The following is a 15,451-nucleotide window of genomic DNA, read 5'->3' as shown; positions in this document are numbered from 1 at the left end:
ATAGGGGAATAGGGGAATAGGGGAGGCTTTCGGCTGCAAGTTTACGGATGAGAAGCCGAAGAAGCTTTCCCACACTTTCGGTACTCGCCAACAATGGGCCGGACGTCGCTTTCGGCGCGATGCCAATACGTTCAGCAATCAGAAGCTGAGTTTCCAGCTCCTTCAATGATCCTTGGGCAATACGGAGAAATTGCAGATAGGAGCCTCGAATTTCCCTGCCATACCCCTCGGCTATGTTTGCCGGCACCGACGTTGCAGAGCGCCGCACTTGGCTGGTCAGCCCATAAAGTTCTTCTTTGGGCCAGGATTTAGTAGCACCGTAGACCGCCACCGCAAGATCCATCGCCTGCTCCCAAACAAGCAAGTCCTTGTAGGACCCTGTTTTTTCGGTCATCCGTCCCTACTCCCCTACTGCCCTATTCCCTACACATTCAGCAACAAATACTCCCGCTCCCACGGGCTGATCACTTCCATGAAGGTCTCGAACTCCGCCCGCTTGATCGCCGCATAGGTGGCGGCGAAGGACTTGCCCAGATGCGCGCAGAGTTCCTCGTCGCCCTCGAACAGGTCGACGGCTTCGAGCAGGCCACGCGGCAGGTCGATTTCGTCGGCATTGGCGGTGGTCAGGACGGGAGGCTCGGCCTTGATCTTGTTGGTGATGCCGATCAGCCCGCAGGCAAGCGATGCCGCCAGCGCCAGATAGGGGTTGGCATCGGAGGACGGGATGCGGTTTTCGACGCGCCGTGCCGCCGGATCCGAGCGTGGCACGCGAAACGCCGTGGTGCGGTTGTCATAGCCCCATTTGTTGTTGACCGGCGCCGACGCCGCCTGTGTCAGCCGGCGGTAGGAATTGACGTAGGGCGCGAACATCACCAGCGCGTTCGGCACATGCTTCTGCATGCCGCCGATGAAGTGGAAAAAATCGTCGGTTTCCGAGCCGTCAGCGGCCGAAAAGATGTTCTGTCCGGTCTTCTTGTCGATGATCGACTGGTGGATGTGCATGGCGGAGCCGGGTTGCCCTTGGATCGGCTTGGCCATGAAGGTGGCGTAGATCTCGTGCTTCAGCGCCGCCTCGCGAATGGTGCGCTTGAACATGAACACCTGGTCGGCCAGTTCGATCGGGTCGCCGTGGCGCAGATTGATCTCCAGCTGGCCGGCGCCTTCCTCGTGGATCAGCGTGTCGATCTCCAGGCCCTGGCTTTCAGAGAAATGGTAGATGTCATCGATCAGTTCGTCGAATTCGTTGACGCCGGCGATCGAATAGCCGGCGCCGCCACCGATCGCGCGTCCCGACCGGCCGACCGGCGGGGTCAGCGGATAGTCCGGATCGGGATTCTTGCGCACCAGGTAGAACTCGATCTCGGGCGCCACCACTGGCTTCAGGCCGAGCTTGTCATAGGCGGCCACCACACGTTTCAACACATTGCGCGGCGTGAACTCGACCGAGCGTCCGTCCTGGTGGACGAGGTCGCAGATGACCGCGGCCGTCGGGTCTTCTTCCCAGGGCACCACCGTCAGCGTCGACAGGTCGGGCATGAGTTTGAGGTCGCCGTCGTCTTCCGGGTAATGGAAGCCGTTGCCATCCTCGGGGTAGCCGCCGGAAATCGTCGTCATGAAGACTGCCGACGGCAGCGCCAGCGAGGTGTTGGAGGTGAATTTCTTCGATGGCATCATTTTGCCACGCGCAACGCCTGCCTGATCGGGCGTGATGCACTCGATATCCTCGATGCCGCGCCACTCCAGCCAGGCGCTGACTTCCTTCCAGTTCTTGACGCCCCGTTGGTTTTTCACGAAGGCAGGCGTGCGGGCGCGTCCTCCGCGGCTCGACGGACGGACTTCCTTTTTTGCAGGCGGCATCATTCACCAGATTGGGTTGCGGATTGTGGAGTATAGCCGTGCCCTCCTATGGAAGGGAAGGGGAGCCGCGTCGGGCATTGGCCGGCGCGGTTGAAAATCACGCCAATCGGCCTAGTTTCGGCCGTCGCAATTCCAATCGAGGCCCAAATCTTAATCGAGAAATTGAATGCGGCCCAACGGCAGACTGACAACGATCGGATTCGATGCCGACGACACGCTGTGGCAGAACGAGCAGTTCTTCCGGCTGACGGAAAAGCGCTTTGCCGCCATGCTCGTCGACCATGGCGAAGCCGAGCATATCTCGGCACGATTGCTGGAGGTCGAAAGGCGCAACCTCGCCGTCTATGGCTTCGGCATCAAGGGATTTACCCTGTCGATGATCGAGACGGCGATCGAGGTCACGCAAGGCCGCGTGCCGGCTTCGGCCATAGCGGAGATTCTCGATGCCGGCCGCGAGATGCTGAGCCATCCGATCGAGGCCTTGCCGCACGCCCGCGAGACGGTCGAAAAGCTTGCCGGTGCATTCCGGCTCGTGCTGATCACCAAGGGCGACCTCTTCGATCAGGAGCGCAAGCTGGCTGGCTCGGGCCTTGGCGATCTGTTCGACGCGGTCGAGATCGTCAGTGACAAGAATGCAGCCACCTATAGCAGGCTCTTCAACCGCCACGGTGATGGTCCGGCGAAAAGCATGATGGTCGGCAACTCGCTGAAGTCGGATGTGGTGCCGGCCATAGAGGCCGGCGGCTGGGGTGTCCATGTGCCGCATGAACTGACATGGGTGCTGGAGCATGTCGAGGCGCCGGTAACCGAATCGAGGTTCCGCCAGATATCCGATCTCGGACAACTGCCCGGACTGATCGAAAGCATCATCGATCCGTGATCGCCGGGCCTTACCTGGTTTGCTCAATTCCGGACGGAAAACCGCCTGCGTACTTTTCCCGCAGTTGCCTTAGCGGCCGATCAGGCGATCGATCACCGGTTGCAACCGTTCGGGCGTGATCGGCTTGGCGACCACCACGTCGATGATACCAGACAGGCCCAGACTTTCCGTCGTGCCGTTCTTGGTTGACAGCAGGATTACCGGTGGCAGTGATTTGCCCGAGGCGCGGCGCAACGCGTCGATGCTGGACATCAGATTGTCGCAGTCCTTGTTGTCGGCGCCGCCGTCAAGGACAACCACACCGGGAATGAGCGACCGCAAGATCCTTGCCGCCGTGTCGGGAGATTCCGAAATCGGCTTGAGCCCGGATCGCTCGACGATCTTTGAAATCACCACGCGATTGATGGGCGATTTCCCGACGACAAGCACCTGCGACGGATCGCGGATCGCCTCGGTGGTTGAGTCGCGGGTCACCGGATTCGGATGTCTTGGAGTCTCGCCTTCGCGATTCACCGGGCACACAAGTCGGCCAAGAAGCTCGCCCCTATTTCAATGCAGAGTTGAATCCGGAGCGCAATTGGCGTGAGATCGTAGCCTGTGTCAAGTTGAAATAAAAGTGCTCGAAATCATCGCCGGGAGCAGTGAATTTCAAGCAACGCTACTGTACTCAACTGTCCACACGTGGATTTCATAAAGAGAAAATTCACCTGCGCAGGGGCTGCGCAGGTGAAGGGTCGGTTGCATGGATTTCAGTCAGCCGTGGCTCTGCTGCGTGACGATCACCGGGATCAGCAGATCGCCCCAGTTGCCGTCGCCGCCGTGATGTCGTGCCGAGCGCACGAGTTCCACCGAGACGCCCGCCTCGACCGCCTTCATCACCGACTGGTTGAGGCGGTGCAGGTCGTTGGCCAGCATGCGGATCGTCGCCTGCTGGTCGACGCTCATCGTCGTCGACTGTTCCTCGGCGCGTTCCTTGACGCGGCTTATCGATGCCATTGGTCTTCTCCTGTGTTCCCAGCCCTGTTGGGCGTTTCCTCTGTACTTTGCTGCTCGCTATTCCGCGGCCGGTTTGAACTGCGCGTGCTCGGTCGATTCATGCATGGCGGTGGTCGATGACTGGCCGCCGGTGATCGCCATCGACACGGCGTCGAAATAGCCGGTGCCGACTTCGCGCTGATGTTTGGTCGCGGTGTAGCCATCGGCCTCGGCCGCGAACTCCGCTTCCTGCAACTCGGAATAGGCCGCCATCTGCCGCGCCTTGTAGCCGCGCGCCAGTTCGAACATGCCGTAGTTGAGCTGGTGGAAGCCGGCGAGCGTGATGAACTGGAACTTGTAGCCCATCGCGCCGAGCTCCTTCTGGAACCTGGCGATCGTCGCGTCGTCGAGGTTCTTCTTCCAGTTGAACGAGGGCGAGCAATTGTAGGCGAGCAGCTTGTCGGGATGATGCTTGCGCACGCCCTCGGCGAATTTCCTGGCCTGCGTCAGGTCCGGCTTCGAGGTCTCGCACCAGATCAGATCCGCGTAAGGCGCATAGGCAATGGCGCGGGCGATGCAGGGCTCGATGCCGTTCCTGACATGGTAGAAGCCTTCCACCGTGCGCCCGGCGTCGTAGTCGACGAAAGGCTGGTCGCGTTCGTCGATGTCGGAGGTGAGCAGCTTGGCGGCTTCCGCATCGGTGCGCGCGACGACCAGGGTCGGCGTGCCCATCACGTCCGCCGCCAGGCGCGCGGCGTTGAGGTTGCGGATGTGCGCCGCGGTCGGGATCAGCACCTTGCCGCCGAGATGGCCGCATTTCTTTTCCGACGCCAACTGGTCCTCATAATGGACGCCGGCGGCGCCCGCCTCGATGAAGGCCTTCATGATTTCGAAGGCGTTGAGCGGTCCGCCGAAACCGGCTTCCGCGTCGGCGACGATCGGCGCGAACCATGTCTCGACGGAAAGCCCGTTGCCTTCGGACGTTTCGATCTGGTCGGCGCGCTGCAGCGTCCGGTTGATGCGCTTGACCAGTTCGGGCGCTGCATTGGCCGGATAGAGCGACTGGTCCGGATACATCGCGCCAGCCGTGTTGGCGTCGGCGGCAACCTGCCAGCCCGACAGGTAGATCGCTTTCAGTCCGGCGCGCACCTGCTGCATCGCCTGATTGCCGGACATGGCACCGAGCGCGTTGACGAAGTCCTCCTCATGGATGAGCTTCCACAGCCGGTTGGCACCCATTTCGGCGAGGCTCTGACGGATCTGCACCGAACCGCGCAGACGCTTCACATCCGCCGCGGAGTAGGGCCGTTCGATACCGTCGAAACGACCTTCCGGGGCCGATGGGACGAGGTTGTAAAAATCAGTCATTGGTCACTCCGAGGAATTGCTGAACTGTCTCAAGGCGTCGAGAATCTGGGGTCGTTGGGTATGACTGGATTTACATTTCTGCGCGAAATCAGCCACAAAAATCCGGGAAGCCGACGGAATATAAGAGAAAACCTGTGTTGCGTTTGACAGAGGTGCGTTGTAAATTTGTCATTATTGTAAAAGGCCAGAGCCCAGAAAAGTTCATGTAAATTGCTGTAAAGGACAGTCCGTGGCTGACCAGAAGATCTTCGCCGGGCCGCGCATCCGCCGCATCCGCAATGCCAAGGGCCTGACCCAGACGGCGATGGCCGAGGGCCTCGGCATTTCACCGTCCTATCTCAATCTGATCGAGCGCAACCAGCGGCCGCTGACGGTGCAGCTGATCCTCAGGCTGGCTTCCGTCTACAAGGTCGATCCACACGAACTGCAGGGCGAGGCGAGGGGATCTGTCGCTGCCTTGAAGGAAGTGTTCACCGATCCCCTGCTGGTCGGCGAGTTGCCGGGTGATCAGGAACTGATCGAGCTTGCCGAGGCCGCGCCCAACGCGTCTGCGGCGGTGATAAAACTGTTCCGCGCCTATCGCGAGCAGGCCGAGCGCCTGTCCGACCTCAACGAACTGTTGGCGCGCGAAGGTCGGGCGACGGCGCTTTCCGGCGCCCGCCTGCCGATCGACGAGGTGCACGAGATTCTCGAGCGCCGGCCGAACCATTTCGCTGCCCTCGAGGAGGAGGCCGCGGCGTTCACCTCGGTGCTCGATCCCGGCGACGATCTGTTCGGCGCGCTGAAGGCCTGGCTGAAGCGAGAATATGGCATCGTCGTCAAGGTGCTGCCGGTCGCCACCATGCCTAACTGGCGCCGCCGTTATGATCGTCATTCGCAGCGCCTGTTCCTGTCCGAACGCCTGTCGCCGTTCGACCAGTTGCGCGAAGTCGCGATGGAGGCCTGCCTGATCCGCATGACGGTCGCGGTCGCCGGCGAGATCCAGGCGCTCAAGCTGAGCACCGACGAGGCGCGCCGCCTGGCCCGCTTCGAACTTGGCCGTTATGCGGCGCATGCGCTGATGATGCCCTATCAGGCCTTTCACGCGGCTGCCGTGCGCGCCCGCTATGACATCGATGTCCTGCGTTCGCGCTTCGGCGTCTCCTTCGAACAGGCAGCCAACCGGCTGACCATGCTGCAGCGGCAGGGTGCCTCGGGGGTGCCGTTCTTCATGCTGGAGGTCGACAATGCAGGCAACCGCTTCCGCAAGGCCGGCAGCCAGGGCTTTCCACAAAGCCGCTTTGGCGGCGGCTGTCCCAAGCTGCCCGTGCATGTTGCCTTCACCCAACCTGGCCAGGTCTTCGTCGAGGCAGTGGAAATGCCCGACGGCGCCGAGTTCCTGTGCATCGCCCGCACGCTGGAAGGGCCGCAAGGCGCGTTCTCGGAACGTCCGCGCCGCACCGCATTGCTGCTTGGCTGCGATATCGGCTTTCGTGACGAAATCGTCTATGGCGCGGCATTACCCGGTGCGGCAATCACCGCAAAGGCCGGCAGTATTGCGGCGACGCCGGTCGGGCCTGCCTGCCGGCTTTGCGAACGCGTCGGCTGCCTGGCTCGCGCCGAGCCGCCGGTGACGCGCCCGCTCGGCCTCGACGAGATGGTGACGGGCCTGAGTGCCTTCGATTTCCAGTGACGACATGAGTCGGCAAGAATATCTTTCGTCCGGCGGCGAAAGCTGCGGAGTCTTCCCTAGATAATATTGCCGAGTATTGCCGATCGAAATATTGATTCGGCGTTGACGACGAGGTATCAAGACGAACTACGCAAGGCTGGGGGGCGGCGATGGGCAGGACGGTTTTTTCGCTTGGGCTGACATTTGCCCTCTCAGCTTCATCTGCATATGCAGAAAAATCCTCGGATTTCTTCAGCTCCTACAAACAGTACAATGATGCCGGCAAGGCATTCCTGGACAAGATAGATCCAAAGACCGGACCGATAGACCTCGCCGAAGGCATTCACCTCGATCTCAAGGGCAAGTTCTATTTTCTGAATAAGAAGGACGCCGTCTCGGTCCTGACCGAGGCTTGGGGTAACCCACCCGATGCCGGTTCCGACGCGATCGGCATGATCTTCCCGAGCAATTATGACCCCATCGCCGACAACAATTGGGGAATAGAGCTGCGCTGGGAAAAGATCGGTTATGTCGATGACGGCGACGCTGCCTCCATCAACTACAGCGAACTATTGAGCAGCATGAAGGCCGACACTTTGTCGGGCAACGATCAACGGGTGAAGGACGGTTTTCCGCCCGTCACGTTGATCGGTTGGGCTTCGCCGCCAGTCTATGATGCCGTCAACAAGCGTCTGCATTGGGCCAAGGAACTCCAGTTCGGAAACGACGCCGTCCACACGCTCAACTACGATGTCCGTTTCCTTGGCAGGGAGGGCGTCTTCGTGATGAGTTACATCGCCAATGTGGAGCAGTTGCCGGAGATAAAGCAGAGCCTGGATGAAGTGCTTGGCCTGGCGGGCTTCAGCACGGGCAAGAGATACACGGATTTCCTGCCCGGCACCGACACGGTGGCCGCGGTTGGGATTGGCGGCCTCATCGCCGGGAAATTGGCGGCAAAGGCTGGTCTTCTGGCGGTGGCGCTCATCGCCTTGAAGAAATTCGGCCTGATCCTGCTGATTCCGTTGGCCGGCCTTTGGCGGCTCATTCGGGGCAACAGGAACGCTTCCTCCTAGATTGGGATGATCAGCCAACCCCAGCAGGGCGAATTTGGTCCAGGCGTCTGACCAGTGCGCCAAAGGGGAACATGAAGCTGGATCACGCCCGGCCGTTGCCGATGCATTAGGCGAAAATGGCACGTCCTTGTCGCCCATCGCGCATCGTGCACCGCCGGAAACACCGACAGTGGCAGCCATGACCAATACCGCATCGCCAATCGTCGCATCGCCAGCCGTGTCGCCGCGCGAGGAACGCGTCGGCATGCTTTTGGTCTTCCTGTCGGCGCTGATGTGGAGTTTCGGGGGCACCATCGCCCGCTTCATCACCGTCGGTGACAGCTGGACGGTCATTTTCTGGCGCTCCGTCTGGGCAGCCGCCTTCCTGGTCTGCTTCATGGTCTGGCGTGACGGCTGGCGTGGCACGCGGAAGCTGTTCCGCGACATGGGTCTGCCCGGTCTTGCCGTCGGGATCTGCTTTGCCACCGCATCGACCGCCTTCGTCGTGGCGCTGGCCTACACCACCGTCGCCAACATCCTTTTGATGCAGGCAGGCGTGCCGTTGCTGGCGGCGCTGTTTGCCTGGGCGTTGTTTCGCGAAAGGGTCGGTGTCGCCACCTGGGTGGCAATCGCCGCCGTCATCACCGGCGTCGCCATCATGGTGTCGGAATCGCTGGATGGCGCCGTCTCGCCCATAGGCGATGGGCTGGCGCTGTTGATCGCGGTCATGTTCTCGGTCGCCACCGTCATCACCCGGCGGTTTTCCGGCGTGCGCATGACGCCGGCGACGTGCCTCGGCACCATGCTCGCGGCCGGCTTTGCCGTCTCGCAGGCATCGACCTTCACCGTGTCAGTCAGCGACATGGGCTTTCTGTTTGCCTTCGGCGTGGTCAATCTCGGCCTCGGTCTCGCCTTCTTCGCCACCGGCGCACGGTTGATCCCGGCGGCCATCGCGGCTCTGCTCGGCACGTTCGAGCCGATCCTCGGCCCGATATGGGTCTGGCTCATCCATTCCGAGGTGCCGTCGGGGCGCACCATCATCGGTGGCGCGGTGGTGGTCACGGCGCTGCTCGTCCATATCGGGCTCGAATTCAAGCGGCAGGCACGGCCCGAACGCGCAGGGGTCACCGGGGTGCCGTCGCCTAATTGAGGCGGCCTGCAGCTTTGCCATTGACAACGTCGCTGCAGCACGGGCAGGCTGGGAATACGGCAACAACAAGACAGGCGTATCTTGCCAAGTCTCCCAGCCGGTCCGATCGGGACCGGACCATATAGTCGTATCTCTGCCCGCGCCACGGCGAAAGCCTATGACGGTATTGGCACGCCTCCCAAGCCGCCTCAGGGGCATCCAGCCATCTCATCGAACCGCCTGCATGGTCTCGGCAGTTCGCGCTTGTCGCCCCTTGGAAAGCTCAATAGTCTGAAGAAAATGCCGGTCGCGCTGATATCGCGACGAGCCGGTGAAGGAACACTCATCAAAGGAGAATAGCATGATCCGCAAAGCGCTCTGGCTTTCGGCAACCTCGGCATTCCTGACATTGTTCACCGTCGGCGGTCACGCCGCGGATCGTGTCGTCAACGTCTTCAACTGGTCGGACTACATCGACAGTTCGATCATCGACGATTTCACCAAGGAAACCGGCATCAAGGTCGTCTACGACACCTTCGATTCCAACGAAATCCTTGAGACCAAGCTGCTTGCCGGCGGCAGCGGCTATGACGTCGTCGTGCCCAGCGGCAATTTCCTTGCGCGCCAGATCCAGGCCGGCGTGTTCCAGAAGCTCGACAAGTCGAAACTGCCCAACATTTCCAACATGTGGGACACGGTTACCGAGCGAACCGCCAAATATGACCCAGGCAACGAATACTCGGTCAACTACATGTGGGGCACGGTTGGCATCGGCTACAACATCAAGAAGGTGCAGGCGGCGCTTGGCACTGACAAGATCGACAGCTGGGACGTCTTCTTCAATCCCGATAGCCTGGCCAAATTGAAGGACTGCGGCGTCTACGTGCTGGACTCGCCGGCAGATATCATCCCGGCGGCGTTGAAATATCTCAACCTCGACCCGAACAGCACGTCACCCGATGATATCGCCAAGGCCGAGGAGACCTTGCTCAAGGTGCGGCCTTACATCAGGAAGTTCCATTCCTCCGAATACATCAACGCGCTCGCCAACGGTGATATCTGCCTGGCGGTCGGCTGGTCGGGTGACGTGTTCCAGGCCCGCAACCGCGCGGTCGAGGCCAAGCAGGGCGTCGAAATCGGCTATTCCGTGCCGAAGGAGGGCGCGCAGATGTGGTTCGACCAGATGGCGATCCCCGCCGACGCACCGCATGTCGCGGAGGCGCTCGAGTTCATCAACTACATGATGAAGCCGGAAGTCATCGCCAAGTCGTCGAACTACGTGCTCTACGCAAACGGCAACAAGGCTTCGCAGCAATTCGTCGACAAGGCATTGTTGGAGGATCCTTCGGTTTATCCCGATGCCGAGACCATAAAGAAGCTCTACACCGTCTCGCCATACGATCCCAAGACCCAGCGCGTCATCACGCGCACCTGGACCAAGATCGTCACTGGCCAGTAAGCAATCCGACACGGTCCCGGCAGCCACCTGCCGGGACCGTTTCTACCTGGGGCAAGAAGCAAGAAAATCAGGACGGAGTGGGACATGAAATCGCTTGGCAGCATCCGCAGGGATTTTGCACCGTGGAACGACCCGAATGCCAAGCCGTACATCCAGTTCGACAACGTCACCAAGAAGTTCGGTGACTTCACCGCCGTCAACAATCTGTCTCTGACCATCTTCGAGCGCGAGTTCTTCGCGCTGCTCGGCGCCTCCGGTTGCGGAAAGTCGACGCTGCTCAGGATGCTCGCCGGCTTCGAGGAGCCGACAGCCGGCCGCATTCTGCTTGACGGCCAGGATCTGCGCGGCATCCCGCCCTACCGGCGGCCTGTCAACATGATGTTCCAGTCCTATGCGCTGTTCCCGCATATGACGGTCGAGAACAACATCGCCTTCGGCCTTAAGCAGGACGGCATGCCGAAGCCCGAAATCGCATCGCGCGTTGCCGAGATGCTGAAGCTGGTCAAACTCGAGCAGTTCGCCAAGCGCAAGCCGCACCAACTGTCCGGCGGCCAGCGCCAGCGCGTCGCGCTCGCCCGCTCGGTCGCCAAGCGGCCGAAGGTGCTGCTGCTCGACGAGCCGCTCGGCGCGTTGGACAAGAAGCTGCGCGAAGAGACGCAGTTCGAACTGATGGATTTGCAGCAGAACCTCGGCCTGACCTTCGTCGTGGTCACCCACGACCAGGAAGAGGCGATGACCATGGCCGATCGCATCGCCATCATCGACAAGGGCGAGGTGATGCAGGTGGCAACGCCGGCCGAAGTCTACGAGGCGCCGGGATCGCGCTTCGTCGCCGGCTTCGTCGGCAATGTGAACATGTTCGAGGGCAAGATCGCGCGTGGCGAGGCCGGCAGCGCCAGCATCGATGCCGGCAACGGCCTCACCATCCGCACCGACAATGCCGGCACCGCCGGCGCCGGGACGGCCGTCACCTTCGCCATCAGGCCCGAAAAGATCAAGGTGTCGTCGAAGAAGCCGGCCGAGGCGGTCAACGCCATCGAGGGCGAGGTCTACGACATCGCCTATCTCGGCGACATGACCGTCTACCATGTCAGGCTGGACGACGGCCAGGTGGTGCGCGCGAGCACCATGAACGCGGCCCGCATCACCGAGGATCCGTTGAGCTGGAACGACCGCGCCTGGGTTTCCTTCCGGCCCGATGCCGGCGTCGTGCTGACGCGGTAGGGGCGACCATGTCGAGCGCCGCCGTCACCACCTCATCAGCCTCTCCGGCATCCAATGCCGGCAAATCCATCCTTGCCAGGCTGGGTGCTGCCTTCGTTGGCCGACTGGTCATCATCATCCCGTATGTCTGGCTGCTGTTTTTCTTCCTCATTCCGTTCGTCATCGTCTTCAAGATCTCGCTGTCGCAGACGGCGATCGCCATTCCGCCCTATACGCCGGCGCTCGATTTCAGCGGCGGCATTTCCGGGTTCCTGGCTCAGCTGAAGCAACTCAGCCTCGACAATTACGCCTGGCTGACGCAGGACGCCCTCTACTTCAACGCCTATGTGACCAGCGTCATCATCGCCGCGGTCTCGACGGTCCTGACATTGCTCGTCGGCTACCCCATCGCCTATGGCATGGCGCGCGCGCCGGCGACGATCCGCCCGACCTTGCTGATGCTGGTGATCCTACCGTTCTGGACCTCGTTCCTGATCCGGGTCTACGCCTGGATCGGCATTCTCAAGCCCGAAGGGCTGCTCAATCAGCTGCTGCTCGCCACCGGCGTCATCCACCAGCCGCTGATCATCCTCAACACCTATACGGCGATCTTCATCGGCATCGTCTATTCCTACCTGCCGTTCATGGTGTTGCCGCTCTATTCCGCGCTTGAGAAGATGGACTATTCGCTGATCGAGGCAGCCAAGGATCTCGGCTGTCCGCCGACAAGTGCGTTCTGGAAGATCACCTTCCCGCTGTCGCTGCCCGGCGTCATCGCCGGCTGTCTGCTGGTGTTCATTCCGGCCGTCGGCGAGTTCGTCATTCCCGATCTGCTCGGCGGCTCGCAGACGCTGATGATCGGCAAGACGTTGTGGAACGAGTTCTTCGCCAATCGCGACTGGCCGGTATCGTCGGCCGTTGCCGTCATCCTGCTGTTGCTGCTGATCGTGCCGATCATGCTCTTCCAGCGGGCCCAGGCGCGCGCTCAGGAAATGGACAGGTGACCTCATGAACGCCACCTGGAGCCGCTTCAACATCACTTCGATCGTGCTTGGCTTTGCCTTTCTCTATCTGCCGATCGTGCTGCTCATCGTCTTCTCGTTCAACGAGTCGAAACTGGTTACGGTCTGGGGCGGTTTCTCGACCAAATGGTACGTCTCGCTGTTCCACAATCAGGGCCTCATGGACGCGACCTGGGTGACGGCGCGCGTTGGCTTGATCTCGGCCACGGTAGCGACCGTTCTCGGCACGCTGGCGGCACTCACCTTGACCCGCTACACGCGCTTCAAGGGCAGGGTGCTGTTCTCCGGCATGGTCTTTGCGCCGCTGGTCATGCCGGAAGTGATCACCGGCCTGTCGCTGCTGCTGCTCTTCGTCGCGGTCGGGCTAGACCGTGGCTTTCTCACCGTGACGCTCGCCCACATCACGCTGACCATGTGCTTCGTCGCCGTGGTCGTGCAGTCGCGGCTCATGACCTTCGACCGCTCGCTGGAAGAAGCCGCGATGGATCTTGGCGCAACGCCGGTGAAGACCTTCTTCCAGATCACATTGCCGGTCATCATGCCGGCGATCGTCTCCGGCTGGATGCTGGCTTTCACGCTTTCGCTCGACGATCTGGTCATAGCCAGCTTCACCTCCGGGCCGGGCGCGACGACGCTGCCGATGAAGATCTACAGCCAGGTTCGCCTCGGCGTGACGCCGGAAATCAACGCTGCCTGCACCATCCTGATCGCCGTCGTGGCGATTGGCGTCATCATCGCCTCGCTTGCCAACAAACGGCGTGAGGTGCAGCGCCAGCTCGACGAGCAGGCGGCGCAGCGCGGGTGAAAAACAGAAGGCGCGGTGGCGGCCTATTCCCCCGAAACGCCGCGGCTGATCGGGGAAATGAACGGCGTGCTCCAGGTTCCGCCGACGAAGAACGATGACTGGTTGGGACCTTGCTGGCCATTGGCCTGCGTTGCCGCCTGGTCAGGCTGAATGACGCCGCCGGACAAGGCCAGTCCGCGCCCGGCGTAGGACGCGATGCCGGACAGCCAGATCTTGTACTTCGCTGAATTGGCCTCGGCCTTGTCGATCCGCGCCACGCCCTTCGAAATGGTGGCCTTGATCTCGGCGCCGTCGATCGGCAATGTTCCGTCGGAGACGTCGTCGAGCGCGAAGAAGCCGCCCTGTTCGGTATGTTTGAGGAAGGCCGGCAGGTTGAGCTTGCTCAACGCACCCGGCCCGAAGGTCGCCGAGACCGAGCCGTCGGCATTGTCGAAGATGGAATCCCAGGTTCTGCCCGGCCCCTTGAGGATCACCGAGACGGTGCCCGTGCCGACCGGCACCAGCCGCGTCATCCCTGCCGCCGTGCCGAACGCACCGCCGTCGATGTCGGACGCCAGAAGGCGGATTTCGACCTGCGAGCCCTCCGGCTTGCGATCGAAGCGAAGGCTGGTCTGGATGTTGCCGCCGAAGGCCGAGGCATCGGAGATGTCGAATACCGACAGACCATCCTTGACCTGGGCGGTGGCGGCGACATCGGCGAGCTGGATAGGTCCCGCCGTGGCGTGGGCTGCCGACAGCCTCAGATCGAGATTGATCTTGTCGGCGAAACTTGTGCCGATTTCGCCGGGTCCCGCCCCTCCGGTCGGCACCAGCGGGGTGAAGGCCGAAAGAAACGATCTGAGGTCGAGCGTGTCGAAGGCGAGCGTACCGGAGATCACAGGTTGTGCGCCAAGCGAGAGGTCCAGTGCACCCATCCCCGGATTGTTGTCGAGTGCAATTGCCGTGTTGTCGAACTTGACGCGCCCGCCGGTCGCGGTGATCTTGCTCGAAATGCTGACCGAGCCGATCGCTGCACCCGGAGCGATGCCGGCCTGCGACCATTCCAGGACACGCCGCAGCGAGGGTGCCGAGAACTTCGCCTGACCGTCGAAATAGGTATTTTCAGACATGCTGGCCGTGCCGTCGAACGAGAAGGTGGCGGGCGCCGCCTTAAAGGACAGCGTCAGCGGCGCCGTGCCGCCGGCAAACAGCACAAGCGGTCTGGCCGAGGCGACGTCCAGCGCGACGCTTTCGCCCCGCCAGATCCCTGTTGCCGACAGCGTCGCATTGCTGTTCATCGCCGCCCAATTCGCCTGACCGTTTAAACTGCTCAGGATCTCGACGTCCTTGCCGCCGATGGACGCTACCATTCGGCCGTCGCGAAACTCGACCGTGCCGAAGGTGTCGGTAGGCAGCTTGTCGAGGTCCGGCTTGGCGGGGTCGGCATTGACCACGCCGCGCGCCGTGTCGATGGAACGCGTGATGCGCCCGCCGGTGGGGACAGCGGGCAGGAAAAGGCCGGCAGGCGTGCGCTGGACCCGGATCGTCGGCCGCACCAGCCGCGCCGTCGAAAACACCACGTCGCCGCGCAGCGCCGCCATGGCGGAAAGGTCGACCTCGACCCGTTCTGCCTCGACCACAGGCGGCGCCTCGGTGTCGGTCCATTGTGAAAGCGTCACATCGGTCAGGATTGCCCGGAATGTCGGCCAGACCTCGATGCGCGGCGAACCGTCGATGGCGACCCGGAAGCCGCTCCACGCGCTCATTTCCCAGGCGATGCGGTCGCGCACGATACGGGTGGAGGCAATCAGCGGCAGGGCGGCAACGACCAGCGCGACGACGATCACGGCAGCGCCGATCGCCCATATTCCGCGCCGGATCATAGATGATGGCATATGGCCCTGTATGCTTCCATTCCGACAAATCGCCCGGCGGGTGTAACCCCGATCGTCACCACGACCCCAGTCGTCACCACGACCCCCAGTCGTCACCACGACTTCAAGTTGTCACTACGACTTAGGGCTGAGGCATTTCAAGTCTTTATGGCCCGGCGATGGCATTTGCGCACATC

14 protein-coding genes are annotated in these 15,451 nt (G+C 61.8%); 8 read left to right on the top strand and 6 right to left on the bottom strand.

Going from position 1 to position 15,451, the window contains the following annotated elements; translation table 11 throughout:
- Nucleotides 1–394: four helix bundle protein (locus EN749_RS03940; protein WP_145990874.1), on the bottom strand; the 394-nt coding region annotated here is incomplete at its 3' end.
- A gap of 29 nt (nucleotides 395–423) precedes the next feature.
- The gene (locus EN749_RS03935; RefSeq protein WP_027035719.1) at nucleotides 424–1,860 is read right to left on the bottom strand and encodes a glutamine synthetase family protein; all 1,437 of its coding nucleotides are present in this window, start codon (nucleotides 1,858–1,860) and stop codon (nucleotides 424–426) included.
- 163 nt (nucleotides 1,861–2,023) lie between these two features.
- Here EN749_RS03935 and EN749_RS03930 point away from each other — a divergent pair, with 163 nt between their 5' ends.
- The gene (locus EN749_RS03930; protein ID WP_128362594.1) at nucleotides 2,024–2,737 is read left to right on the top strand and encodes an HAD family hydrolase; all 714 of its coding nucleotides are present in this window, start codon (nucleotides 2,024–2,026) and stop codon (nucleotides 2,735–2,737) included.
- A 69-nt stretch (nucleotides 2,738–2,806) separates the two neighbouring features.
- Here the strand turns inward: EN749_RS03930 and EN749_RS03925 are convergent, their stop codons facing one another.
- From EN749_RS03925 to aceA, 3 genes are all read right to left on the bottom strand, one after another.
- Entirely contained in the window at nucleotides 2,807–3,211 is a 405-nt protein-coding gene (locus EN749_RS03925; protein ID WP_245463682.1) for a response regulator, read from the bottom strand.
- A gap of 279 nt (nucleotides 3,212–3,490) precedes the next feature.
- The gene (locus tag EN749_RS03920) at nucleotides 3,491–3,733 is read right to left on the bottom strand and encodes a hypothetical protein (protein ID WP_006202762.1); all 243 of its coding nucleotides are present in this window, start codon (nucleotides 3,731–3,733) and stop codon (nucleotides 3,491–3,493) included.
- Between the two features lie 57 nt (nucleotides 3,734–3,790).
- Nucleotides 3,791–5,080, bottom strand: coding sequence for an isocitrate lyase (aceA, locus tag EN749_RS03915; RefSeq protein ID WP_127268366.1), 1,290 nt, complete (start codon nucleotides 5,078–5,080; stop codon nucleotides 3,791–3,793).
- Between the two features lie 229 nt (nucleotides 5,081–5,309).
- Here aceA and EN749_RS03910 point away from each other — a divergent pair, with 229 nt between their 5' ends.
- From EN749_RS03910 to EN749_RS03880, 7 genes are all read left to right on the top strand, one after another.
- Complete coding sequence (locus tag EN749_RS03910) at nucleotides 5,310–6,752, top strand: XRE family transcriptional regulator (protein ID WP_127807877.1); 1,443 nt, start codon at nucleotides 5,310–5,312, stop codon at nucleotides 6,750–6,752.
- A 149-nt stretch (nucleotides 6,753–6,901) separates the two neighbouring features.
- The gene (locus EN749_RS03905) at nucleotides 6,902–7,804 is read left to right on the top strand and encodes a DUF2167 domain-containing protein (RefSeq protein WP_127807876.1); all 903 of its coding nucleotides are present in this window, start codon (nucleotides 6,902–6,904) and stop codon (nucleotides 7,802–7,804) included.
- A gap of 178 nt (nucleotides 7,805–7,982) precedes the next feature.
- Nucleotides 7,983–8,933 carry a DMT family transporter gene (locus EN749_RS03900; RefSeq protein ID WP_127411958.1) on the top strand — a complete coding sequence of 317 codons (951 nt, stop codon included), beginning with the start codon at nucleotides 7,983–7,985 and terminating at the stop codon, nucleotides 8,931–8,933.
- A 340-nt stretch (nucleotides 8,934–9,273) separates the two neighbouring features.
- A complete protein-coding gene (locus EN749_RS03895) occupies nucleotides 9,274–10,371 on the top strand; it encodes a polyamine ABC transporter substrate-binding protein (protein WP_127268369.1) in 1,098 nt (365 codons plus the stop codon).
- An 84-nt stretch (nucleotides 10,372–10,455) separates the two neighbouring features.
- Nucleotides 10,456–11,595, top strand: coding sequence for an ABC transporter ATP-binding protein (locus EN749_RS03890; RefSeq protein ID WP_127272201.1), 1,140 nt, complete (start codon nucleotides 10,456–10,458; stop codon nucleotides 11,593–11,595).
- 8 nt (nucleotides 11,596–11,603) lie between these two features.
- Complete coding sequence (locus EN749_RS03885) at nucleotides 11,604–12,578, top strand: ABC transporter permease subunit (protein WP_127272202.1); 975 nt, start codon at nucleotides 11,604–11,606, stop codon at nucleotides 12,576–12,578.
- Nucleotides 12,579–12,582: 4 nt separating this feature from the next.
- Complete coding sequence (locus EN749_RS03880; RefSeq protein ID WP_013530251.1) at nucleotides 12,583–13,401, top strand: ABC transporter permease subunit; 819 nt, start codon at nucleotides 12,583–12,585, stop codon at nucleotides 13,399–13,401.
- Between the two features lie 23 nt (nucleotides 13,402–13,424).
- Here EN749_RS03880 and EN749_RS03875 read toward each other — a convergent pair whose 3' ends face one another.
- On the bottom strand, nucleotides 13,425–15,275 hold the full coding sequence (locus EN749_RS03875; RefSeq protein ID WP_128362593.1) for an AsmA family protein: 1,851 nt from the start codon (nucleotides 15,273–15,275) through the stop codon (nucleotides 13,425–13,427).
- Between the last annotated feature and the right edge of the window lie 176 nt (nucleotides 15,276–15,451).

Origin of the sequence: Mesorhizobium sp. M7A.F.Ca.ET.027.02.1.1 (assembly GCF_004022985.1) — a bacterium.
In the GTDB taxonomy this organism is placed as follows: Bacteria; Pseudomonadota; Alphaproteobacteria; order Rhizobiales; family Rhizobiaceae; genus Mesorhizobium.
This window is presented reverse-complemented; position numbering and strand designations above follow the sequence as displayed.